23 protein-coding genes and 1 tRNA gene are annotated in these 22,712 nt (G+C 68.9%); 7 read left to right on the top strand and 17 right to left on the bottom strand.

The features are described 5' to 3' along the window. Positions 1-42: 42 nt before the first annotated feature. Complete coding sequence (locus P5F91_RS28330; RefSeq protein ID WP_145608939.1) at positions 43-351, bottom strand: hypothetical protein; 309 nt, start codon at positions 349-351, stop codon at positions 43-45. A 280-nt stretch (positions 352-631) separates the two neighbouring features. Between P5F91_RS28330 and P5F91_RS28325 the strand changes: the two genes are divergently transcribed. Then, positions 632-708, top strand: a tRNA-Pro gene (locus P5F91_RS28325). 134 nt (positions 709-842) lie between these two features. On the opposite strand, the gene P5F91_RS28320 is transcribed toward P5F91_RS28325, so the two are convergent. Continuing rightward, positions 843-1,865: a polyprenyl synthetase family protein gene (locus P5F91_RS28320; protein ID WP_145608940.1), complete on the bottom strand. Its 1,023-nt coding sequence runs from the start codon at positions 1,863-1,865 to the stop codon at positions 843-845. A gap of 194 nt (positions 1,866-2,059) precedes the next feature. On the opposite strand from P5F91_RS28320, the gene P5F91_RS28315 reads away from it, so the two are divergent. The 3 genes from P5F91_RS28315 to rfbC are packed head-to-tail and all read left to right on the top strand — an operon-like array spanning position 2,060 to position 3,701. Then, on the top strand, positions 2,060-2,281 hold the full coding sequence (locus tag P5F91_RS28315) for a putative signal transducing protein (RefSeq protein ID WP_088872728.1): 222 nt from the start codon (positions 2,060-2,062) through the stop codon (positions 2,279-2,281). Continuing rightward, positions 2,278-3,087 carry a tRNA1(Val) (adenine(37)-N6)-methyltransferase gene (locus tag P5F91_RS28310; protein WP_338424088.1) on the top strand — a complete coding sequence of 270 codons (810 nt, stop codon included), beginning with the start codon at positions 2,278-2,280 and terminating at the stop codon, positions 3,085-3,087. The genes P5F91_RS28315 and P5F91_RS28310 overlap by 4 nt, the downstream gene beginning before the upstream one ends. 59 nt (positions 3,088-3,146) lie before the next feature. Next, the gene (gene rfbC, locus P5F91_RS28305) at positions 3,147-3,701 is read left to right on the top strand and encodes a dTDP-4-dehydrorhamnose 3,5-epimerase (protein ID WP_145608941.1); all 555 of its coding nucleotides are present in this window, start codon (positions 3,147-3,149) and stop codon (positions 3,699-3,701) included. Between the two features lie 5 nt (positions 3,702-3,706). Here the strand turns inward: rfbC and P5F91_RS28300 are convergent, their stop codons facing one another. From P5F91_RS28300 to P5F91_RS28245, 12 genes are all read right to left on the bottom strand, one after another. Beyond that, entirely contained in the window at positions 3,707-4,759 is a 1,053-nt protein-coding gene (locus P5F91_RS28300; RefSeq protein ID WP_277908902.1) for a glycosyltransferase, read from the bottom strand. A gap of 77 nt (positions 4,760-4,836) precedes the next feature. Further along, a complete protein-coding gene (locus tag P5F91_RS28295; protein ID WP_145608943.1) occupies positions 4,837-6,378 on the bottom strand; it encodes a tetratricopeptide repeat protein in 1,542 nt (513 codons plus the stop codon). Between the two features lie 138 nt (positions 6,379-6,516). Then, positions 6,517-7,464: a hypothetical protein gene (locus P5F91_RS28290; protein ID WP_145608944.1), complete on the bottom strand. Its 948-nt coding sequence runs from the start codon at positions 7,462-7,464 to the stop codon at positions 6,517-6,519. Further along, positions 7,461-9,089: a tetratricopeptide repeat protein gene (locus P5F91_RS28285; protein ID WP_145608945.1), complete on the bottom strand. Its 1,629-nt coding sequence runs from the start codon at positions 9,087-9,089 to the stop codon at positions 7,461-7,463. The genes P5F91_RS28290 and P5F91_RS28285 overlap by 4 nt, the downstream gene beginning before the upstream one ends. Before the next feature lie 6 nt (positions 9,090-9,095). Beyond that, the gene (locus P5F91_RS28280; protein WP_145608946.1) at positions 9,096-9,287 is read right to left on the bottom strand and encodes a hypothetical protein; all 192 of its coding nucleotides are present in this window, start codon (positions 9,285-9,287) and stop codon (positions 9,096-9,098) included. Positions 9,288-9,386: 99 nt separating this feature from the next. After that, positions 9,387-9,710, bottom strand: a complete 324-nt coding sequence (locus tag P5F91_RS28275) for a hypothetical protein (RefSeq protein ID WP_145608947.1) — start codon at positions 9,708-9,710, stop codon at positions 9,387-9,389. A 17-nt stretch (positions 9,711-9,727) separates the two neighbouring features. After that, positions 9,728-11,365, bottom strand: a complete 1,638-nt coding sequence (locus P5F91_RS28270; RefSeq protein WP_145608948.1) for a sigma-54-dependent transcriptional regulator — start codon at positions 11,363-11,365, stop codon at positions 9,728-9,730. Between the two features lie 195 nt (positions 11,366-11,560). Next, positions 11,561-12,490 carry a peptidylprolyl isomerase gene (locus tag P5F91_RS28265; RefSeq protein WP_277908901.1) on the bottom strand — a complete coding sequence of 310 codons (930 nt, stop codon included), beginning with the start codon at positions 12,488-12,490 and terminating at the stop codon, positions 11,561-11,563. A gap of 108 nt (positions 12,491-12,598) precedes the next feature. Continuing rightward, positions 12,599-13,099, bottom strand: coding sequence for a spore coat protein U domain-containing protein (locus P5F91_RS28260; protein WP_186454548.1), 501 nt, complete (start codon positions 13,097-13,099; stop codon positions 12,599-12,601). Positions 13,100-13,219: 120 nt separating this feature from the next. Beyond that, positions 13,220-14,191, bottom strand: coding sequence for a spore coat protein U domain-containing protein (locus tag P5F91_RS28255; protein WP_186454549.1), 972 nt, complete (start codon positions 14,189-14,191; stop codon positions 13,220-13,222). A 170-nt stretch (positions 14,192-14,361) separates the two neighbouring features. Beyond that, on the bottom strand, positions 14,362-16,992 hold the full coding sequence (locus tag P5F91_RS28250; RefSeq protein ID WP_277908900.1) for a fimbria/pilus outer membrane usher protein: 2,631 nt from the start codon (positions 16,990-16,992) through the stop codon (positions 14,362-14,364). A gap of 115 nt (positions 16,993-17,107) precedes the next feature. Continuing rightward, a complete protein-coding gene (locus P5F91_RS28245; protein WP_277908899.1) occupies positions 17,108-17,890 on the bottom strand; it encodes a fimbrial biogenesis chaperone in 783 nt (260 codons plus the stop codon). A gap of 269 nt (positions 17,891-18,159) precedes the next feature. Between P5F91_RS28245 and P5F91_RS28240 the strand changes: the two genes are divergently transcribed. Together P5F91_RS28240 and P5F91_RS28235 are read left to right on the top strand one after the other, a co-directional pair. Further along, positions 18,160-18,588 (top strand): hypothetical protein, encoded by a 429-nt coding sequence (locus tag P5F91_RS28240; protein ID WP_145608952.1) that lies wholly within the window; start codon positions 18,160-18,162, stop codon positions 18,586-18,588. Positions 18,589-18,738: 150 nt separating this feature from the next. Continuing rightward, entirely contained in the window at positions 18,739-19,635 is an 897-nt protein-coding gene (locus P5F91_RS28235) for a bifunctional helix-turn-helix transcriptional regulator/GNAT family N-acetyltransferase (protein WP_145608953.1), read from the top strand. Between the two features lie 9 nt (positions 19,636-19,644). Here the strand turns inward: P5F91_RS28235 and P5F91_RS28230 are convergent, their stop codons facing one another. Together P5F91_RS28230 and fliG are read right to left on the bottom strand one after the other, a co-directional pair. Further along, a complete protein-coding gene (locus P5F91_RS28230) occupies positions 19,645-20,307 on the bottom strand; it encodes a DsbA family oxidoreductase (RefSeq protein ID WP_145609099.1) in 663 nt (220 codons plus the stop codon). Positions 20,308-20,438: 131 nt separating this feature from the next. Next, on the bottom strand, positions 20,439-21,461 hold the full coding sequence (fliG, locus tag P5F91_RS28225; RefSeq protein ID WP_004271656.1) for a flagellar motor switch protein FliG: 1,023 nt from the start codon (positions 21,459-21,461) through the stop codon (positions 20,439-20,441). Between the two features lie 221 nt (positions 21,462-21,682). Here fliG and P5F91_RS28220 point away from each other — a divergent pair, with 221 nt between their 5' ends. Further along, a complete protein-coding gene (locus P5F91_RS28220; protein WP_277908898.1) occupies positions 21,683-22,198 on the top strand; it encodes a DUF6491 family protein in 516 nt (171 codons plus the stop codon). Positions 22,199-22,251: 53 nt separating this feature from the next. Here P5F91_RS28220 and P5F91_RS28215 read toward each other — a convergent pair whose 3' ends face one another. Beyond that, positions 22,252-22,614: a hypothetical protein gene (locus tag P5F91_RS28215; protein WP_145608955.1), complete on the bottom strand. Its 363-nt coding sequence runs from the start codon at positions 22,612-22,614 to the stop codon at positions 22,252-22,254. Between the last annotated feature and the right edge of the window lie 98 nt (positions 22,615-22,712).

The following is a 22,712-nucleotide window of genomic DNA, read 5'->3' as shown; positions in this document are numbered from 1 at the left end:
GCCGGTCGTTGGGGTGCCGGCACCTATCCCAATAGGCGCTGATCAGTTCAAGGCGATCAGCTGATGCGGGACGCTACGTCCGGCATGGGCCTTGATGATGGTGGTGGTCGTGGCCTTGCAGGGCACGGCGAGCCCGCCCGCCTTGCCGCCGCCGTCCATGTGGGTGGGCAGGTGGGCAGGGATGACCGTCAGCTTGCCGGAGGGTGTGGCCGCCAGCGTCGCGGCCGGCGCGGGCGTCCCCTGTGCCACGGCGGCGACGTCGGGGCGCGGTGCAGCGACCAGGATGGCGGGGGCGACCAGGAAGGGCAGGCCCAGGAACAGGCCGGTGAGCAGGCTGCGAACGGTCGTCATAATACCACCTCCATAAAACGATCGGCCCTGAGCGGCGTCTGTTGCTAGGCCGAACGACTGATGGGCGTGGAATTGAAATTCACGGCCAACCGTGGCGGAACCATGGCGAGAACCGGAACTTCGCGGGGCAGGCGCAGACTCTTGGTGCCCTGTGGCCGATGGGCAACAGGTCGCCCCCGTACCCCCTGCGGGACACCCATGCGGCGGCGATGTGCGATTGGATGAAAGAGAGGGCTTGCGGCGGCCGGCGGATGTCGATATATACCCGCCCACCCCGAGACGGAGAGTAGCTCAGCCTGGTAGAGCACTGCTTTCGGGAGGCAGGGGCCGGAGGTTCGAATCCTCTCTCTCCGACCATCTCAGGGACGCACAAGCGGCCGGCTTCTCCCGAAGCCGGCCGTTTCGCTTTTGGGGCGATGGCATCCACAGCCAAACAAAAAGGCGCGCCGATCGAGGGCGCGCCTTTTCGAGAATCTGGCTGAAGCGGGCTGTCAGAAATCCCGGTCGACGACGAAGTCGATCACGTCCAGCAGGGCGCGCTTGATGGGGCTGGCGGGGAACAGGCCCAGGGCGTCGCGGGCCATGGCACCGTAATGGCGGGCGCGCTCAACGCTGTCGCGCAGGGTGTTGTGACGCTGCATGAGGCTCAGCGCGTGCTCCAGGTCGCCATCCCGCTGGTCGATGTCCTCCAGCGTGCGGCGCCAGAAGGCGCGTTCCTCGTCATCGCCCCGGCGGAAGGCCAGGACGACGGGCAGGGTGATCTTGCCCTCGCGGAAGTCGTCGCCGATGGACTTGCCCAAGCGGGCCTGCACGGCGGAATAGTCCAGCACGTCGTCCACCACCTGGAACGCGATGCCCAGGTTCAGGCCGTAGCTGCGCAGCGCCTCCTCCTCCGCCGCGGGGCGGCCGGCCACCACGGCGCCGATGCGGCAGGCGGCGGCGAACAGCTCCGCCGTCTTGGCGCGGATGACCTCCAGATAGGCCTCCTCGCTGGTGGTGGTGTCGTTGGCCGTGATCAGCTGCAACACCTCGCCCTCGGAAATGACAGCGGAGGCGCTGGACAGGATGCGCAGCACGTCCAGCGACCCGTCCTCCGTCATCACCTGGAAGGCGCGGGAGAACAGGAAATCGCCCACCAGCACGCTGGCCTTGTTGCCGAAGACGGCGTTGGCCGAGGGCTGGCCGCGGCGCAGGTCGCTTTCGTCGACCACGTCGTCGTGCAACAGGGTGGCGGTGTGGATGAACTCGACGCAGGCCGCCAGCGGCTGGTGGCGTTCGCCCTGATAGCCGCACAGTCGGGCGGCGGCCAGGGTCAGCACCGGGCGCAGGCGCTTGCCGCCGCTGGCCACGATGTAGCCCGCCAGCTGGGGGATCATCTCCACGTCGGAATGCATGCGGCGGATGATGAGGTCGTTGACCGCCGCCAGGTCGGTCGCCACCAGCTCCACCAGCGCCTCCAGGGCATCGGTGCCAGCCTTCCGGCGCTTGGGATCGAGGGGGGTGACGACGGCCACGAAACGAACTCCTGCCAGTAGGGGCCAACGGTGGCGGAACGCAGACCTGTTGACGGCCCTGGATAGGACAGCGAGCATACCGGCGCAACCCCCGTGGTCAAGCTGGCAGACCACATCGCCGCCCCCCATCTATGCCGCGTGCGTCAATCAGCACCCGATGCATCGCCAACCGGCGCACTTCTTATGAGGCCTTCATGCAACCCATCCTGACCAGCAACAACGCGGTGGAGATATCCTGGGCGCGGGCCGTGCTGGCTGACGCCGGCATCGAGGCCGTGCTGCTGGACGACTACACCGCCGCGGTGGAAGGCAGCATCAGCGCCATTCCGCGCCGCCTGATGGTGGCCGATGGCGCCGTCACGGCCGCCACCGCCGCGCTGGCCGTGGCACGGGCGCAGCTGGAGGCCGCGCCGTGATTCCCGCGCCCGCCGCCGCGGAACCCCGGAGGGAGGATTGCGCGGACGGCGGCATCACCGAGGATCGTCTGCTGAACGGGCGGGTGCGTCTGTTGCAGTCGGCGCAAGGATATAGAGCCGCCATCGACCCCGTGCTGCTGGCCGCCGCCACGCCGGCCGAGGGGGCTGAGCGGGTATTGGACCTGGGCTGCGGCACCGGTGCCGCCTCCTTCTGTCTCGCCGCCCGGCTGCCCGGTGTGCGCATCGCGGGACTGGAGCTGCAGCCTGAGGCGGCGGACCTCGCCCGGCGCAATGCCGAGCTCAATGGTGTCGCGCCGCGCGTACGCATCACCTTGGGCGACGCCGCCCTGGCGCCGGCTCACTTGCCGCCGGGATCGGATCCCGACCTGGTGGGTGGCCGCTTCGACCATGTCATGACCAACCCGCCCTTTTATCCCGGTGGCCGCCATACCCGTTCCCCACGGGCGGGCAAGGCGGTATCGCATGGCGAGGGCACGGCCGATCTCGCCACCTGGGTCGCGGCGGCGGCCCGCCTGCTGGCGCCGCGCGGCACATTGACCATGATCCATCGTGCCGACCGGGTGGATGAGATCCTGGCCCGCCTGGCCGGCCGTTTTGGTGCCGTGGTGCTATATCCCCTGTGGCCCCGCGCCGGGACGGAGGCCAAGCGCGTCATCGTTCGCGCCCGCCTGGGGGCCCGCACCCCGGCCCGCCTGCTGTCGGGCCTGGTGTTGCATGACGAGGGCGGGCGCTACACGCCGGCGGCCGACGCCGTGCTGCGGCACGGCGCGGCCCTGGACTTCTGATGGCCTCCGGCGTATCCCGGGCGGCACGGCACAACCGGCAGATAAAGTGGGAACCCAGCATGGACGTGAAGCGCCTGGACATCGATGGCCTGGTCATGGTGAAGCCCCGTCGCTTCGGCGACGAGCGGGGCTGGTTCGTGGAGACCTGGAACGACGAGAAGCATACGGCAGCCGGCATCACGGGTCCCTTCGTCCAGGACAACCAGTCGCTGTCGCGGATCCAGGGCACGGTGCGCGGGTTGCACTTCCAGTTGGCGCCGGCGGCCCAGGGCAAGCTGATCCGCGTCATCCGCGGCCGCATCCTGGACGTGGCGGTGGATTTGCGCCAAGGCTCCCCCACCTATGGCCGCCACGTCGCCGTGGAACTGGACGCCGAGGAAGGCTGGCAGTTGTGGGTACCGGTGGGCTTCGCCCACGGCTTCTGCACCCTCGTCCCCGATACCGAGATCGCCTACAAGGTGACGGCGCTTTACAGCCCCGCCCATGACCGTGGCCTGCTGTGGAATGATCCGGCGCTGGGCATCCCGTGGCCGGAGTTCGCCGGCGCCGTGCTGTCGGACAAGGACGGCAAGCAGCCCACCCTGGCGGACATCGGCACGCCGTTCCCGGCTTGAATGTTTCAGACCCTGGCCACCTGGGCCAGCGCCGCCGCCAGGCGGGGGCCCAGGACGGCCAAGTCATATTCCCGCGCCACAAGGTCGCGGCCGGCTGCGGCGAGGCGGTTGCGCAAATCCAGGTCGGTGCGTAACGCTTCCAGCGCCTGTACCCAGCCTTCCGGGCTGTCGGCCCAGAGGCCGGTGACGCCATCGGCCACGATGCGGCGGTTCTCTCCCACCGGGCTGGCCACCACCGCCTTGCCGGCGGCCATGTACTGCAGCAGCTTGAAGCCCGACTTGCCCTGCGCGAACGGCGTGTGGGGCAGGGGCATGATGCCGACGTCGATACCGGCCAGGGCCTCCGCCTCGCCCGTCTCGCTCCAGGGGATGAACTCCTCCGGCACGCCGGGCAGGGCGATGGGGCGGCTGGCGACGGTCACCAGGGTCAGGGGGCCGCTGGCCGCGAGCGCCGCCAGCGGCTCGGCCAGTGCCGCCAGGTAGCGGGCGGAGGAGGGTGTGCCGATCCAGCCGACACGGAACCCGGCCGCCGTCCGCTCCGGCGCCGGTGCCGCCTGATACCGGGCCAAGTCCACCGGTGTCGGCAGGCGCAACAGGCGCCGGGCGCCCGCCCCTTCCGCCCACGCGGCCAGGGCCTCGTTGGCCACCACCGTCAAGGCGGCCCCCGCCACCAGCCGTTCCAGCTTGTCGCCCAGCAGCCCGCGCACCGGCGCCAGGCGATGGCCGGCATAGCGCAGGTGCCAGGCGTCGTCGAAGTCCAGCACGTAGGGCCGGCCCCCGAACAGCAAGCGCTCCGCCCCCGCCGGCAGCCAGGGCAGCGCCTCCTTCTCGATCCACAGCAGATCCGTTCGCCCAGCCGCCCTCAGAGCGGCTATGCGCCGACGGTAGCGGCCGGCCAGGGGCCAGCCCTTCGCCGGCTGGCCGGCGTACAGCCGCCGCAGGTAGTCGTCGTCGAAAAAGGGCGCCGTGCTCACGTCGAGGCCCGCCGCCACCAGGTGGGGCAGCGGATCGAAGAAGCGCAGCCGGCTGCTCGCGCCCAGCCGGTCATAGCGGGGCAAGGCCAATACCCGCCCCGTAGGGTTGGGGGCGGGGGGCGGAAGTGGCGACATGGCGGGCGGACGCAAGGGGGTCGTGATCAGCCCTTGCGGGCCACGACCAGCAGACGCTCCACCCCGGCGGCGGTGGCGGGCGGCAGGGGTACCGCTTCAACGACCGCCAGGCCCGCCTGGCGCAGGGCCGTCTCCACGGCGTCGCGGCGATGCAGATAGCGGCCGTTTTCCTTCAGCGTCACGGCGGGGGCCCAGGGCTCCGCCGCGTCCATCACCAGGGCCAGGACGCCGCCGGGCAGCAGCGCGTCGGCGGCCGCGGCGGCCAGGGGCGCCAGGTCGCCCAGATGGTTGGCGATGTCGGTCGATACGATCAGGTTGGCGCTGTCGGCCGACTGTTCCAGCACCTGGGCGTGGTCGCCATGCACCAGCTGGTCATACAGTCCGCTGCGGGCCGCCATTCGCAGGGCGGGGTCGGACGGGTGCACGCCCACCAGATGGCTGGCGTACGGCTTCAGCAGCGGCGCCAGGGCGCCCACGCCGCAATCGATCTCCAGCACCTGCAGGGTGCCGGCCGCCGGTCCCAGGTGACGCGCCAAGGTGCTGGCCAGGGTCGGCGACAGCGTGGCGGCGGCGCTGGCCACCGTCTGCTCCGTCAACATCGCGACCTGGGCGTCGTACATCTGCTGCAGATAGGCGGGGTCGGCCCTCGGGGGCGTGGGGGCCACGCCCAGGGCGGCCTCGGTATGGCGCAGGATGGGGGTGACGCCGCAGGCCCGCCACGCGCCCACCAGGGCCTGGGCGGCGGCTCCGTTGCCGCCGGCCTGCAGGGCGGCCGCGATCTGCGCCGCTTCCAGCTCCGCTGAAATGGTCGGTTCCGGCCGGCTCAGCGCCTGGCGGATGGCGGTGGCCGCCTCGGTCAGGTGTCCCAGGCCGCGCAGGGCGTGGGCGCGGCCCACATGCGGGGCGGCCTCGAAGGGGCGCAGCGCCGCCAGCCGATCGAAGGCGGCCAGTGCCTCCTGGTACTGGCCGGCCTCGTTCAGGACCAGTCCCAGGTTGGAGAAGGTCTGCGCCACGTCGGGCTGGGCTTGGGCCGTGGCGCGCAGGTAATCCAGCGCCTCGCCCAGGCGGCCCAGGCGGCGCAGGACTAGGCCCAGGTTGGCGGCGGCCTCGACATAGGCCGGTCGCGCCTCCAGGGCGTTGCGATAGTGCTGCTCGGCGATGTCCAGATGGCCGGCGTCCTGGAACAGGGTGGCCAGGTTGAAATAGGCCTCCGCCAGCATGGGTTCGCGCTCCAGCGCGTCCAGGTAATGGGTGGCGGCCTCATGGCCCTGGCCCAGGCGCTGGCAGGCGGCGCCCAGGTTGAAGCGATAAATGGGGTTGTCTGGATCCAGCGCCACGGCCATGGCGTAGGCGCCCTTGGCGCCCTCGTTATCCTGCTGGCGTTCCAGGGCCATGCCCAGGTCGGCCCGCAGGACGGCATCGTCGGGGCGCAGGCCCACGGCCTGGGTCAGCAGGGATACCGCCTGGGCGTTGTCGCCGCTTTCCAGTGCCGCCAGGCCTTCCGCCTGCAGGGTCAGGGCGGCCGCGTCTTCCGGGGTGGCGGGCGTGCTGTCGGTCGTGTCGGTCATGCTTCCTCCGCCGGCCGGCCCCGTCCCGGGATTGCCCCTGGGGCCCGCCTTGCTTCTCTCATCGCGAGAGGATAGGGGGCGCCGCCGCTGGTGAACAGAGGCAAGATATGCCCACTGGGCGCCGATTCACCGGTTATTTCAGGGATTTCGCCCGGCCGGCGCATCCCCCAGCAGACCGTGGCGGGCCAGTGCGTCACCATGGCGCGTCACATGATCATGCAAAAGGTCCGTCTGCAGGGCGCGCAACGCCGGATTATGCAGGATGCGGAAATACCCGGCCAAGGCCCGTCCGTTGACTTCGACATGGCTTTTATAGACATCCATGAACCAGTAGCCGCAGGAGGTGCAGTGCACCAGCCGCACGGTGCGGCCCCGCACCCCATAGCCGTCGCCGGACGGGCGGATCAGCGGCAGCAGATGGTTTTGCGGTTGCCATTCCACCGGATCCAGCAGCAGCGCCCGGCCGGCATGGCCCCAGCGTGGCCCGTGGATCAGCAGGGCCATGACGTTCTGCTCAAACAGGGAATGCGGCCGCATCCCCCGGCTGCGCCGGTCCCATTCGACCAGCAGATCCCGTGACCGGCACAGCCAAAAGCCCACGCTGATATAGGGCGCGGCGGGGGTGGCGGCGCTCTCGGCCAGCAGGGCGCGGAAGGGCGCCATGCCGGTGCCCCCCTTGTCCATGGCCGCCACGTCGGACAGGGTCAGGCTGTTGATGTCGGTGGTCAGCGCGATGTCGGCGCCGCCCGCCTCCAGGCGCTGGAGGAGCTGGGCCATGACGGCGTCATTCAGACCGACCGCCAGCATGTCGGCATCGATCCAGCAGAGCGCCCGCCAGGGCAGGTCGCCGACATAGTCCAGGATGGCGGCCTTCTTGGCATAGGGATGCAGGGTTTCCGGCAAACCGGGGGGCCGGGGCAGAAGCTGTCCGCGTTCCGCCAGATAGGCGCGCTGCCCGGGACCCAGGCCATAGTCGCAGACCATCAGCCGCGCGTCCGGCAACTGCCGGGCGAAGCTTTCCAGCAGCAGCAGGGTGGTGGCGAAATAGCGCTCATCGGCGCCGGTGACATAGAGGATGCCGCTCATGACGGCGATTCCAGGTTCGGGCCCAGGCTGGCGGGCCAGCTGGCGGCATGGACCAGGCGCAGCGACGGGTACCACGGGGTGCGCTCGGCCGCCGCCGGCCAGCGCCAGTCGGCATCCAACGGCACCAGCACCACGCCTGGGCGGCCCATGGCGCCGGCCAGGTGGGCCAGCGGGCCGGCCGGCAGCGCCACGGCGTCCAGCGCGGCCAGGGTTGCCGCCAATCGGCCCCAGGCTTCGGGCTGGTTTGTGTCGGGCACGGCCAAGGGCACGGCCGTCACGCCCGGCGGCAAGGGCGGCGCCAGGTGTGGCGGCACGTTGGCGGCCACCCCCACCCCCCGCCCGGTGAAGGGCTGCGGCGGTATGCCGGCCGGCGCCGCCAGGTAAGGGCCGGTCCAGAAGTCACCGGCATCCCACAGCGACAAACGGTCGGGCAGTTCCTGCAGGGGCACCTGCAAATCGGCGCGCACCGCATCCGTTCCCCGCGTGGCGACGGTGATGCCGGCCAACGGCTGGCCCGGCCCCGTGGGCAGCAGGGCGGCCCAGCCGGGCGACACCTCCACGATCACCTCCGCGCCCCGATCCCGCAGGCGGGGCAGAAAGCGGGCCAGGTGGGGCAGGACATCCAGCTCCGCCTCGTCCCAGACCAGCAGACGTCGTCCGGAAACGTCCTGGTCGGCCCGTTCCCACAGGGGGATGGAGCCATAGAGGCGGGCGGCGGTCGGACGCATCCAGCGCCAGGAAAGATCGGCGAAGCCGTCCCGCCACGCCCCCAGGCGCAGGCAGGCCTCGGCATGCGCCAGCCGGGCCTCGGCGTGACCTGGCTCCAGCGCCAGGGCCTGGGCGTACAGGGCACGGGCGCCCGTGATATCTCCTTGGGTCTGAAGGAGCTTGCCCGACAGGTGGCGCAATTCGGCGCTGGCACCCCCGATGCTTTCCATATGGACCAGGGCGGCAGCGGCGTCCTCCGGCCTTGAAGTCATCAACAACTGCGCGCGTAGGCCCTGGGCCACGGCTTGGGCGCTGGGATTGGGTGTGGCCTGGGGCGAATCCGGTGGCGGCAAGCCGTCCAGCAGGGACAAGGCCTCGGCCCGACGTTGCCGGGCGATCAACAATTGGGCGAGACCCACCCGGGCCGGCAGATTCTGAGCGCTTGCGACCGGGCCAGCCGACAGCAGGGCGCGGTAATGCCCCTCCGCCTCCGTTCCCGCCTGCACCAGCGACAAGTTATCGGCTAGGGTCAAACGGTCGGCCGGCGTCAGGGGCAGGCCCAGCTCCTCCACCTCCAGCAGGGTTTCCAGCGCCCGGGTCCGGGCGTCCGTTCTGGCATATGCGCGGGCCAGGGCGCTCAATCCGCGCCCCAGGTTGGTGGCGATGTCGGGGATGGCGGTGGCGCCCGGCTGGGCATGGGCGCGGCGGATCAGGTTCACGCCGGCCGCGATTCGGGCGGGGTCGGCTGGCGTCATGCTAACCGCCCGCTGCAGTCTCAGGACTCCCGTCAGGTGCAGGGCGTCGATCTGGTCCGGCACCTGCTCGAGGATGGCTGCGTAAATGGCCTCCGCTTCATCCAAGCGGCCGGCGCCATGATGGGCGACTGCGGTGGACAGTACTTCGGACAGGGACGCCAAGGGGGGTCAGGCGCTGATGTCGACCAGCTGGCCGCGACCGTCGGTGGGGGCGGGGCCGGCGCTCTGCCCGGTCAGCAGTTCGGTGGCGACGGCGGATTGGGCGTCCGTGGTCTGCTTCAGGGCCTGCACCTGGAACTTCAGGCTGGCCTGAAGCACGTTGGCGGCGGTGGCCGCGGCGGCCTGGCTGTCGATCTGCATCTCAACTACTCCGGGGGTGTGCCCTTCGGGGCCGGCCCATCATTCGCACTATCGCGCCGATCGGCCGGCCGCTCAAGAGATAGAGTCGTGAAGGTTTGGCTAGCTGAGCGAGCTCATGATGCTGAAGCACAGCTGGTCACCCTGGGCGTGTAGGGTTTTCAGCGCGTCCTTGGGCAGGGGGATGCGCTTCTTCTGGCAGTAGGCCACGATCAGCCGAGCCAGCTGGTAGGATTCCAGCTGCATCACCTCACGCCCGCCGCCGGTGGGCAGCTCGCTGGTCAGCTTCACCGTCGGGGGGGGACCTTCGACCACCTGAATGCTCAGGATGCGGCGGCCGGCGTCGAATTCCTCCGGCGGCACGGTCTGGAAGATGAGCTTCAGCTCGTCATTGGAGAAGATGATGTGCCGGATTTCCGTGATCATGACCGTTTCCTTAGACGTCAGGCCGTGGCGCGCTTCTTCTGGCGGCGGCGGTAAATGGTGCAGGGGTTGATCTCCAGCAGCGCGGCAGCGCGGGTGATGTTGCCCTGGCAGAGGCGGATGGCTTCCTCGATCGTCTCCTCCTCCACCATCCACAGCGGCCGGATGCGGCGCTCAGGATTGGGATCGGTCTCGAGGGCGGCGGGCGCATCGTCCAGCGGAATGGGGGCGGCCCAGCTGGTTGCGCCGGCGGGAACGCCGGGAATGCGCGCACCGCCCACCGACACCCCCCCCGGCGCCGGTGCCGACGGCGCCATCGGCGGCAGGCCGAATCCGGTTGGCGCCACGCCGCCCAGCGTTCCCCCAGAGGCGGGGCCGGCCAGATTCGCGGCCGGCGGCGGCGTGAAGGGGAAGGGCATGGGCCCCGCCATGGCCGCCCAACGCGGGTCGTTCAGCATGGGCGGGACGATCATGGTGGGCTTGTTCAGCGGCGGCGGCAGCATGAAGGGCTGGATGACGGCGCCATCGTTCAGCACCACGACGTTGCGCACCACGTTCAGCAGCTGGCGGACGTTGCCCGGCCAGTTGTAGGTGCGCATGATCTCCTCCGCCTCATCGCTGAAGCCGGTGAAGGACTTGCGTTCCTCCTGCGTGTACTTGGCCAGGAATTCCCGCGCGATCATCAGGATGTCGTCGCCGCGGTCGCGCAAGGGCGGCAGCTCGATGGAAATGACCTGCAGGCGGTAGAACAGGTCCTCGCGGAAGCGGCCGGCCTGCACCTCGGCGAAGGGGTCGCGGTTGGTGGCGCAGACGATGCGCACGTCCACGGCCTCCGCCTTTTCGCTGCCCACCTTCTTGACCATGCCGGTCTGCAGGAAACGCAGCAGCTTGGCCTGCAGCGACAGGTCCATCTCGCCGATTTCGTCCAGGAACAGCGTGCCGCCGTCGGCCTGCAACGCCGCGCCTGCGTGATCCGTCGTTGCCCCGGTGAAGGCGCCCTTCACGTGGCCGAAGATCTCGCTTTCCATCAGGTCTTTGGGAATGGCGGCGCAGTTCACCGGGATGAAGGGGCGCCCGGCGCGCGGGCTGCGGCGGTGAATGGCCTCCGCGCAGACCTCCTTGCCCGTGCCGCTCTCGCCGGTGATGAACACCGTGGCCTTGGATGGCGCCGCCGCCTCGATCATGCGGTAGACGCCGCGCATGGCGGGCGAGGTGCCGACGAAGCCCAGATAGCCCAGCGGATCCTCCACCGGGGCGGCGGGCGGGGCGGCTTCCAGCACCTTCGCCCGTTCGGCCAAGGCGGCGGCCATGGCCTGGCGCAGGCGCTCCGTACCCGCCGGCAGCAGCAGCACGTCGACAGCACCCGCGCGCATGACGTCCACCGCCATCTGCACCGAGCCCTGGGCCGTCAGCGCCACCACCTGCGGCGCCTTGGCGTCGGCCTTCAGCTCCTTCAGCAGATCCAGGCCGTTGCCGCCCGGCAGCTGCAGGTTCAGCAGCACCACGTCGGCCGGCGCCTCCGCCAGGGCGCGGCGGGCGGCCGGCGCCGTGTCCACCACCTGCAGGGCATGCCCATCCTTGCGCAGCGCCTGGCTGTAGGCGGCGGCCAGGGACGGCGTGGGTTCGACGATCAGGACACGGCGCGGACGGGTTTCCATAGGGCGGACGCTTTCACCGGGACTTGAAGCCAGCGCCTATCCATACCGGAAATGCGTCAGGCATTGCAGCTTGCAGTTTCTCAAGCAATCGCCCAGCGCTGTCAACGCCGGACCTTGCAGGATGCAACGACGCCGACGTGTTCTTTGGGTTAGGGTCGGGCGGCCGTTGATGCCCCCGCTTCTACCCTATGGGGCTTATTTGGGCGCGTCCGCCATACGGATGGGTAGGGGAATATTACAAACGTCCACGTGGCCCGCCGGCACGGGGAAGAAGTCCTCCCGCCGGTTGCGCCGTGCCTCGACATAGGCGGCCCAGGTGGGGGTGTCGGTGCGCAGCACCGTCAGCTTCTCGCGTTGGTCGGCCGGCAGGTCGGCCGCCAACCGCACCTTGGTGATGGGAACGCGCTGTTCCGGCTTGTCATAGAAGCCCAGGGCGGCGGTGCCGCGCGGTAGACTGCTCAGGATGTCCATGCCGCGCAGGACCCGGCCCACGACGGTGATGTTGCGGTCCAGGTGGCGCGGCGCCTGGCCGATGACGGCGTACAGTTCCGCCCCGCTGCCCGTGTCCAGCGCCATGTCGCGGCCCACGCCCACCATGCCGTAGCAATGGACCAGCCAAGCCTGCTGCCCCTTGGCGTCGCGTGCTGCGGGGAAGCCGTCGCTGTAGCCCGCCTCGGGGGCGTAGGTGTCGCGGTCGGGCAAGGGGGTGAAGGCCAGCTTGGCCACGGCGGCACCACGCACCACGAATTCGGGCGCCAGCTTGGTCTGCGCCGTCCTGGGCGTGCGGGTGTTGTCGGCGTCGCCCCACTGGGTGACGTAGTTGTCCTGCACCCGGTCAACGGCCAGGCCGTCGAACCAGCCCTCGCGCACCAGCTTGCGGATGTTGTCGATATGCGCCGGGGCGAAGGCGGGCGCCAGCTCGATGATGACCCGGCCCTGGGCCAGATCCATGTACAGCAGGTTTTCCGGGTCGGGGGAGCGCCAATCCGAGGGGCTGGAAGCGGCCAGCACGTCGGCCGCGATGGGGCCGGTCTTTGCTGGCTTGGCCGCGTCCGCGGCGTTGACGGTGGCGGACAGGCAAACCAGGGCTGCCGCCAGGTGGGCGGCTACCATCGAACGACGCATCGCTTCCCCTTCATTCATCGTGGCGGCCATCTCACCCGGAAAAGGGGGGCCACCTTCCAGGCCGCAGGATCGGTCCTGGGCCTGGCCAAGGGCAAGTGATTTGAAGGGCTATTTCGCGGCGATCGAAATGGTGACCGTGTCCTGATACTGCCCGGCCACGGCTTGGTTGTTGCCCGGCAGGCTGACGGCCAGGGTGCCCTGGCGGGCCTGCCCGGAACCGGACCGGTCCGTGGTCAGCGACCCGTTCTTGGCGGCGGCCGTGTTGTCGTAGGTCAGGTTGTAGGCTACGGCGCCGGATCCGGTGGCACTGCTCTTCAGCGTGCCGCTGTTGGCCGATGCGACCGAGACGGTATAGCCGCTGCCGGCGTTGCACTGCTCCGTCACCGATCCCACGGTCACGGCGTTCTGGCCGTTGACCAGGTCCAGCGTGGCGTTGCTGTCGGTGACCGCGACGGTGCACACGGTGGGCACGGTGGCGCCTATGTGGATGGTGCCGCTGGTGCCGGCCGCCCAGGCGGCGGAGGCCAGGGCCAGGGTGGCGGCGACGGTCAGGGCCAAACAAACACCATGCGCGGGGGCATGGGGCGTATCGGGCAGATGCTGGGACATTTTAGTCTCCAAGGACACCGGCGGGGCCGGGGCCATCTGTCGTTCATGTGGGGTCACCGCCTTCTGCGGCCCCCGCGTCGGATCACATGGGCGATCCTGGACGCTGATCCAGAGCTTACGTCAGTTCGCCGTAACCGTCATCAACAGATAGTCGGTGTAGGTGCCGGCGATGACCTTGGTGACGTCGCCGATGACGACGATGAAGGTGTGCCGGTCCAGGCTGGAATAGCTGTAATAGGTCAGGGTGGTGCCGCTGGACGGCACGCCCCGGCCGTCCACGGTCATGCTGTAGGGAATCGAGGTGCCGGCGCTGTCATTCACCAATCGGCCGCCGTTCTGCGACTGGATGGAGACGCTGTAGCCGGTGTTGCCCGACACCTCCAGGTCGAAGCTGCGGCTGGCGCCGGTGGTCAGCTCCCCGAAATCCACGTTGGCGGCCGACGCGCCCAGGTTGGTGCGCACGCCGCCGACATTGACGGTGGCGGAGACGGAGGTGCGCACGGTCGCCCGCACCTGGACGATGGCGCTGTCCATGACGGCGACGATGTTGCCCGAGCTGTTCAGCTGGTACAGCGTCACCGTCACCTGATCGAAGTAGTAGTTGGATCCCACCAACTGGCCGGCGGGGACGGAGGCATAGAAGCCGGTGGTGACCGTCTGGGTGCCTCGGCCGTTGTTGACCGAACCGGTGATCAGGTTGCTGACGTTGCCGGTGCCATAGTCGCCCACCCGCTGGGTCAGCGCCGCGTCCTTGTACAGGTCATAGCTCAGCCAATTGCCGCTGAGGCCCAGCATGCGCCGCGTGCTGCCCCACAGGCCGCTGTCGATGCCGATGCCGAAGGTGCAGTTGCTGCCGGCGATATACTGCACCGTCACCGTGTTGTAGGTCGGGGGTTGCAGGGCCGCGAACGGGTCGTAGCTGGTAACCGGCGTCACCTGCGACAGGCCGCTCAGCTGGGCGAAGCACGTTTGCAGCGCGCGGGCCGGGGTGGCAGGCAGGGCCATCAGCAGGGTCAGCGCCAGCAGGGCCCATAAATGGACGCCCTGGAACCGGGCGGCAAAGGGAGGGCGAAGGCGGGTCGGCTGGTCCATGGCATCCAAAATAGCGGCGTCCCCGACCGGGCGCACCCGGTCAAGGGGATGGGCCCGGCGGCGGAGGCCGTCGGGCGATGCCGCGTCATCAAGCAAGAAACGTTCCGGCCGGGCATGCTTCGCGGCTTGGCGGCCCAACCCTATCCCCATGATCCCCAAGGTCTGGTTTCTCATGAGGGTCCGCCTCCCGTCGTCGATGCCGGCTTGGTGGGCGACAGGTTGATGGTCTGGCCGGGCAGCGCCTCCAGCTTCAGCGTGCCCAGCGGGAACATGCCTTCGGCCTCGGCCGGCACCGTCACTGGGATGGGCTTGTGCGGCACGCCCATCAGCTGCATCTGCCACTCGCCGGGGCGCACGCCCTCCACCCGGAAGCGGCCCTTGCGGTTGGTGAAGAACTGCACCTCTTGCCCGGCCTTGGGGTCCTTGGCGTTGGCGGCCTTCACGCCCTTGCCGTCGGTGCGGTGCAGGACGCCGGCCGCCAGCGGCACGGGCTTGCCCTCCGGGTCCAGCAGCACCCCATCCAGCGACACGGTGGCGTCGGTGCCGATGGGCACCAGGGTGCCGGTGTGGTTGCCGGGGACGATGGCCGGGCGGTCGTTGCCGATGTCATAGCCCATGGGCGCGTCCGGCACGTCCAGCAGCAGCGGCCGCACCAGGTATGCGGAGATGTTGGGCACCACCGGCGGGCCCAGCCAGTCGCTGGACGACAGGTAGTGGCCGGTGACGGGATCGACGCCGATCTCCTCATCCGCGATGCGGGGATGGGGCACGACCAGGGCGAAGCTGTTGGTCACGGGCCGGGTGACGCCGACATGGCCATCGGCGAAGACCAGGCCGGTGGCGAAGTTCAGGGTGGTGCGCTCATCATTCTGCAGCGGCCCGTCCAGGGTGGACAGGCGCTGGCTGTAGTCATGGCGGACGGAGGCTTCGAACCGGTCCATGGTGTACCCGACGGAGCCGCTGGCCTGGTAGGTGCCGGTGGTGTTGGTCGCGTCCACGCCCAGGTTCCAGGAATTCGTGGGCCAGGGATCCTGGTAGCGCCAGTCCAGCTCGCGCTGGCGGCTCAGCGTGTCCATGGTGAAGCCGGCGGACTGGACGCCGTCGCCGAACGTGTAGCGGAAGGCGAGGTAGGCGCTGTTGTCGGCCTCGCGCGTCACGGTGTTGCGCGCCCGGCTGAAGGTCAGCTCCAGCGTGGCATGACGCCCGAAACGGCGGCGGAAGCCCAGATCGACCGAATAGCCGTCGATCTGGCTGTCATCGCGCACCAATTGGTAGCGGCCGCTGAGCGTCGCGGTCAGATCCTCGTCCAGCGGCTGGCCATAGCGGGCGGCCAGGTCGTAGGACACGGTGTTGCGCGGGTCCAGGGTGCCCAGGCTGGCATAACCGCCGGACCGCCAGCTGCCCTGCGCCGTCAGGGTGCGCTGCTGATAGAACTGCTCGTCATTCGTATAGTTGCGGTAGGTCAGGTCCACCGACGCCCCGCGCGACGCGCCCAGGCTGGCGCCGGGGTTGATGCCGATGGTGCCCAGGCCGGTGACGAACAGCACCTCAGTGCCTATGACCTGCTGGCTTTTGTCCGCCTGCAGGCTGGCGCCCAGGGTCAGGTCATCGGTGATGCCCTGGCGGTGATAGGCGGAAAAGGTGGGGCGGCTGCGGTCGTAGATCAGGCGATCGCTGCCGGTGGTGTAGGGAATGCCCACCGTGTAGTTGAACTCCGACACGCCTTCGGCCAGCAGCTCGGAATCGAAGAAGAAGGGAAAGTCGATGGTCCGCGTCTGGCCATAGGCGTCGGTGATGCGTACCTGCACGTCGTTGGTGCCGGACGTGCCGGGAAAGTCGGACAGGTTCACGGGGCCCGCGTCCTCACGGAAGACGCGGGTGGGGCGGCCGTTCACCAGCACCTCCACCTGCGACGGCGTATCCAGGATGAAGTCCCGGCTGCCCGTGGGCTGGATGGCGCGATAAGGCTGCAGGGTGTAGTTGCGAGCGATGGACAGGCCGGTCAGGGGGCGGTTGGTCTGGATGCCGGTGATGGAATAGTCCAGGTCGCCGGCCTGCAGGCGCACCGCATCCTCGGGAAAGTCGCGGATCAGCCGGGCGGTGCCGCGCATGAAATGGTGGCTGTACTGTTCCTGGTACTGCCCCTCCCATTCGAAGGACCAGCCGTCGATGTTGCCGCCGCCATCCAGCCCCACGTTCAGCGGCTGGCGGTAGTTGCCGCTGTCGGTGGCGGGTTGGGCCAGGAAGACCTGGGCGGTGCGCAGGTTGATGTAGGCGGCGGCGTCCGCCGGCTCCAGCACCTGATAGCCGCTGGCGGCGTTGGCGCGGTTCACCACCGTCAGGTTGCGCACGGCGCGCAGCTGCGGCGGCACCTTGACCGACAGGGTCAGCTCCTTGGGGTCCACCGTGATGGAAATGGCGGCCGCACCCGGACCGCTCCTGGGGCCGCCGGCCGGCCCGCCCAGACTCAGCGCGCCCAGCTTGGCATAACCGTCGGGCCCGGCCTGGGCCACCAGGTCGCTCAGCACCTTGGCCTGGACGAAATCGCGCAGCAGCAGGGCCAGGCGGTTCAGGTCCACCTGGGTTTCGGCGGCGTCGGGCGCCACCTTGGCCGGCACCTGCCCGACCTCACGCCCCTCCACTTTCACCGGCAGGTCCAGGGTGGTGGGTTTCTCCGCCTTCTTCTTCTTACCGAAGGCCTTCTCGAACAGAGCCTCCGTGTTCTGGTTGGCCGGCGGGGCCGTCTGGGCCCGCGCCCCCCCACACACGACCAGCGCCGGCACAGCGGCCAGCAGCGCCATGAGGGTGCAAACAAGGGCGCCCCGGCGCAGTCGGCCGGGGCGGTCAAGGGGAAAGGCGCCGCCAGTCAAGCGGTTACCGGTATTCAGGCGCGACAGGCGCAACGCCGTCCTCGTATCAGGGCACCGACAGGGTCACTGTGGCGGGGCCCTGGGGCAGATCCGCCGGCCAGGGGATATGGAAACGGCGGGTGACCCCGGCAAGGACGTTTTCACCGACCATGCCCGTCAGCTGCTCCTTGCGCAGGGTGACGGTCTTGCCGTTCACCTGGGCGGTCACCTCCAGGTCGCGCATGACCTGGCGCGAGGTGCCGTCGTTGCGCACCACCACTTCCATGACGGTACCGGTGGCCGGTGCCGCGGCTGGCTTGGGCCCGGCCGATACCACGGTCAGCTTGGGCTTGGCCCCTTCCGGCACGACGTAGAGCGAGGCGACGTACTTCACCAGCAGCTTCACCTGCCCGCCCTGCACGGGCGTGCCGCCCAGGTCGATGGGCAGCTGTTCGGCCACCAGGCGAAAAGGCAGTTCCTTGGCCGGCTTGGGATCGCCCGACCATTGCACGCGGATGGACTGGTTTTCGCCGGGCTGCAGGATGATCTGCTCGGGCACGATGGCGAAGCTGTCTTCCGCGTCGGTCAGGACATCCTGGCCATCTTGGTCCATGCCGCGCGCCATGACCTTGACGTCGATGGCCACGGGGTCCTTGCCGTCATTCTCCACCCGGAAGATCTGGGTGGCGCCGCGCCCGCTGGGCTCCATGTCCATCTCTATGGGGATCAGGCGGAACGAGGCCAGCGCGCCGGTGGACAGCAGCCCGGTGAACAGCATCAGGGCGCCCGCCAGGGTCGTGGCCAGGACCCGCGTGAAGCGGAAGAAACGGAACCGGTGAAGTGCCGACATGGATGATCGCCCGACTCTTGTAGCGTTTTAGTACAGCGCGTGTGAATGCGGCCGCAGGTGTTAAATAACGGTGTATGGGTCTACTTGAACGCCGCCCCCCGGCGTTTGCGGCCTCACCATACCCACATGCGGGCGGCGTTGCATCCGCTTCCGTGACCCGTTTGCGCGAATTCCGAAAGTGTCGCGATTGGGGGCGGCTAAATCTGGTCTCCGCAGGCGCCCTGGGGTAGACCAGGGGATCGCCTTTCAACAACAGACCGGTTTCCATCATGGCCACCCTGTTCGTCGCGCGCAGTGCCAACCTGTCGAAATGGGCGTCCGATGTCGGCCTGCCCAAGAACATCTTCAAGGTGGGCGTGGTCGAGGGCGGCGCCGATGCCGTGGCCGCGGCGCTGGCCGCCGGCTGGGCGGCGGAAAAGGACTGGACCCTGGTGAAGAAGGTCGAGGTCGGCGACTGGACGGAGGAAGAGGCGCTGGAACGCCTGTCCGCCAAGGAAAAGCCCGTTGACCCCAACTACTACCCCCGCCTGAGGGGGGCTGCCGGCGTCTACAAGCTGACGCCCACCACGGTGGGCAACCACCTGATCGTGGCCCGCGCCATGGCCGGCAACGAAAGCCTGGACTTCAAGCTGAAGGTCGCCGACTACGCCAATTACCTGATCCAGTTTGCCCAGCCGCCGAAGGCGGCGGGTGAATAAGAGGGCCGAAGGCGGCGGGTGAATAAGAGGGCCGAAGGCGGCGGACTAATGAGGCGGCTGAGGCATCGGCCCGGTGGGAAAACTGCCGGGCCGTTTGTTATCCGGCGGGGATGATTGACGTCGGAATATTGTCTGACTAAAGTCAGAGATATGGACGACGACCAACTCTCCCGCGTGCGCCGTTTCAACCGGGCAGTCACCCACCGCATCGGTGTGCTGGACGGCAACTACCTGGGCAGCGGCCGCCCGCTGGGAGAGGCCCGCCTGCTGTTCGAGATTGGCCGGGAAGGGACGACGGTGCGCGAGCTGCGCGCCCGCCTGGGCCTGGACTCGGGCTATATCAGCCGGCTGCTGCGGACCTTCGAGGCAGAAGGGCTGACGAGATTGGAACCCGACGCGCGGGACGCGCGGGTGCGGCGGGTCACCCTGACGCCCAAGGGCGAGCGGGAGTGGGACATGCTGGACCAGCGGTCACGGGACCGGGCGGCAGCACTGCTGGAACCGCTGGGCCCCTCGCAGCGCCAGCGTTTGCTGGACGCCATGGCAGAGGTGGAGCGGTTCCTGCGGGCGTCGGCCGTGGCCATCCAGCCGGCCGACCCTTTCAGCGACGAGGCTCAGGCTTGCCTCCAGGCGTATTTCCAGGAGTTGGCGGCGCGTTTCGACACCGGCTTCGATCCGGCGCGCAGCGCCCCAGCGGAGCCTGGGGACCTGGTGCCGCCGTCGGGCTGGTTCCTGGTCGCGCGGCTGGACGGGGCGGCCGTGGGGTGCGGGGCCCTGAAAATCCAGGGGGATGGCTACGGCGAGATCAAGCGCATGTGGGTGGCGCCCCCCGTCCGTGGCCTGGGTGTCGCCCAGCGCCTTCTGCGAGCGCTGGAGGAGCGCGCGGCCGCCGCCGGCGTGGACGTGCTGCGGCTGGACACGAACGGCAGCCTTACCGAGGCGCGCAAGCTCTACGCCCGCAATGGCTATGGCGAGATTCCGCCGTACAACGACAATCCCTATGCCCAGCACTGGTTCGAGAAGCGGGGACTGCAGTCCGCCCGCTGACCCGGCTGGTCAGGACGCGGCGATCTTCTTCAGGGCATTCTCATAGGCGTCGGGCGGCTGGCCGCCGGAGATGAGGTAGCGGCCGTTGACGATCACGGCGGGCACCGACTGGATGCCGCGTGACAGCCACAGCTGTTCCGCCTCGCGCACCTCGGCGGCATAGCGGTCTCCGGCCAGGAGAACGCGGGCCTCCTCTACATCCAGGCCGGCCTGGGCTACGGCTGCCAGCAGCACGCCGGTGTCGGACGGATCCTCCCCCCGGGTGAAGTAGGCCTCAAACAGGGCCAGCTTCAGGGCCAACTGGTGCTCGGACCCCTGGGTTTCGGCCCAGTGCAGCAGGCGGTGGGCGTCGAAGGTGTTGTAGATGCGGCGCTTGCCGCCATTGGCGCCAGTGGCCGACATGGTGAAGCCGACGGCCGCCGCGCGGGCGCGGATCATCTCCCGCGTCTGGGCCATCTGGTCGAGGGTGGAGCCGTACTTCTGGCTGATGTGCTCATCCAGGTCCTGGCCCGCCGCCCCCATCTGGGGGTTCAGCTCGAACGGCTGGAAGTGGATGTCGGCCTCAACCTCCCCCTCCAGCCGCGCCAGCGCCGCCTGCAGACCCTTCAGCCCGATGACGCACCAGGGGCAGGAAACGTCGGAAACGAAGTCGATGCTGAGATGCTTGGACATGGGGGACAGGCTTTCCGGCAGACGGGGGCTGAGGCGGGCACCCTGCATCAGTCAGGGTCGCTATGCCGTGGTCCCCATCACAGCAACGGTATGAAGCAGAGACTTCCGCCGTTCAGGCCCAAGCGACAACCCTAATACACCAGCTCGTCGTCACCCTTGCCGGAGGCGATGACGATTTCGCCGCGGGCGGCCATGTCCTTGGCCAGCTGCACCATGTACATCTGTGCCTCGTCCACATCGCGCAGGCGCACCGGGCCCATGGCGGCCATGTCCTCGCGCATGATCTTGGCGGCGCGCTCGGACATGTTGGTGAAGAACAGGTCCTTCAGGGTTTCCGAGGCGCCCTTCAGCGCGGTCGCCAGCTTGGCCTTGTCGACGGAGCGCAGCAGCGACTGCACGCCGGACGGGTCCAGCTTGCCCAGATCCTCGAAGGTGAACATCAGGGCCCGGATGCGCTCCGCACTGTCGCGGTTGCGCTCCTCCAGTGCTGCGATGAAGCGGCTTTCCGTGCTGCGGTCCAGGCTGTTGAAAATTTCCGCCATCATCTCATGCGCGTCGCGGCGGTTGGTGCGCGCCAGGTTGGACATGAACTCGGTGCGCAGCGTGCGCTCGATGTCGTCCACCACTTCCTTCTGCACCGATTCCATGCGCAGCATGCGCATGATGACTTCCATGGCGAAGCTTTCGGGCAGCAGCTGCAGCACGCGGCCGGCATGGTCGGCCTTGATCTTGGTCAGGATGACGGCGACGGTCTGCGGGTATTCGTTCTTCAGGTAGTTGGCCAGCACCTGCTCGTTCACGTTGGCCAGCTTGTCCCACATGGTACGACCCGCGGGACCGCGGATCTCTTCCATGATGGTATCGACCTTCTCCTTAGGCAGAACCTTCATCAGCAGGCGTTCGGTGCTGTCGAAGGTACCGACCAGGGAGCCGGTGGAACTGATCTGCTCCGCGAACTCGACGAACAGGCGCTCCACGATGTTGGAACTGACCGAGCCCAGGTTGGCCATGGTCTGGGACAGTTCCTTGATCTCGTCTTCCGCCATCAGGGCGAACAGGCGGCTGGCATGCTCCTCGCCCAGCGCCAGCATCAGCACGGCGGCCTTTTCCGGCCCCGTCAGACCCCGGTAATCTTCACGTACCCGGATCGCCATGTATCGTCGTCTCCTGTCCGGCGGATGATGCCGCCGGATTGTTCCGTAAGGGCCGGGCTTTAGTCATGCCACGGTCCCTGAACCACTAGGGAAAGTACACCCGGCCCCGGCGGCAGGATAGAATTTTTGTCGCAAGCGGGTCCGGCCGGGACTCCCCCGTATAAGGGGTGTGGAACCGGGGCCTTCCAGGGCCGTTTCCACGGCAATTCGGGAGTAGGACGATGACCAAGCGGTACGTGCAGATATGGGCGGTGATGGCTTTGGCCTTGGCGGGTTGCCAGTCCGCTCCGCCGGACGCGGCCACCAAGAACGGCCCCGCCGGGGGAGCCGTAGCCCAGGCGAATGAGGCGCCCGGCGCTCAGCCCATGGCGGCGCAGCCGGCCTGCTTCTTCACCCGTGACATCGATGGCTGGAACAGCATCGACCCCTACACGGTGCGTATCCGCGTGGGCGTCAACAAGCGTTATGACTTGAAGCTGTTCATGCCGCAGCCCGACCTGTCCACCCGTCTGCAGTTGGCCATCGTGACCAAACCCGGCGGGTCGGATTGGGTCTGCTCCCCCATGGATATCGAGATCATCGGCGAGCCCCTGCACCTGCGCGTGCCGGTGCGGGAGATCATCGCCGTGCCGCCGGACCCGAAGGGCAAGGGCGGGGACCATGACAGGGATGGGGATGGTGCGGCCAAGGATGCGGCGCCCCAGGATGCTCCGAAGCCAGGAGCGACCGGCGCCTGAGGCCGAAGACAGCGGGGCACGGGCATAAGGCCCGGCCCCACGATCCCTGACGTTTACTCTTCGCTGTCGCTGTCGGCGGCCGAACCCGGTGCGGCGCGGCGGCGCGGGGGGAAGCGGTCGCCCCCGGCGGGGCCGCCATGGCTGCGTGGCGGCGCCTCGGCCCGCTGGGCGGCGGCGCCGTCGATGGAACCGGTCCAGCCGGACGACCGCGGACGCGCGCTGCGCTCCTCGGCGGCGGCGATGGTGCCTTCCAGTTCGCGGATACGCTCCTTCAGGGGGGCGATCATCGGGCTGCTGCGATTGCGGGCCAGATATTGTTCCAGGTCGCCCTTCAGGCGCTGCAACTGATTGCGCAAGGTCGCCAGGTCCGTTTTCGGCTTGGCGGAGCGGAAAACCCGTTCCTCGTGTCTGGTCACACCCGTCCTCCATTCGCGCCGGCATCAACTGTCGGCGGCTGGTCTGCCCCCCAGATATAGCAGCGACGGGCGTTTCATGAAACCCGGCGCGATGGGGG

The organism is Nitrospirillum amazonense (assembly GCF_029594735.1).
Taxonomy (GTDB): Bacteria; Pseudomonadota; Alphaproteobacteria; order Azospirillales; family Azospirillaceae; genus Nitrospirillum; species Nitrospirillum amazonense.
The sequence above is the reverse complement of the archived record's forward strand: the minus strand, read 5'-3'. Positions and strand labels throughout refer to the sequence as shown.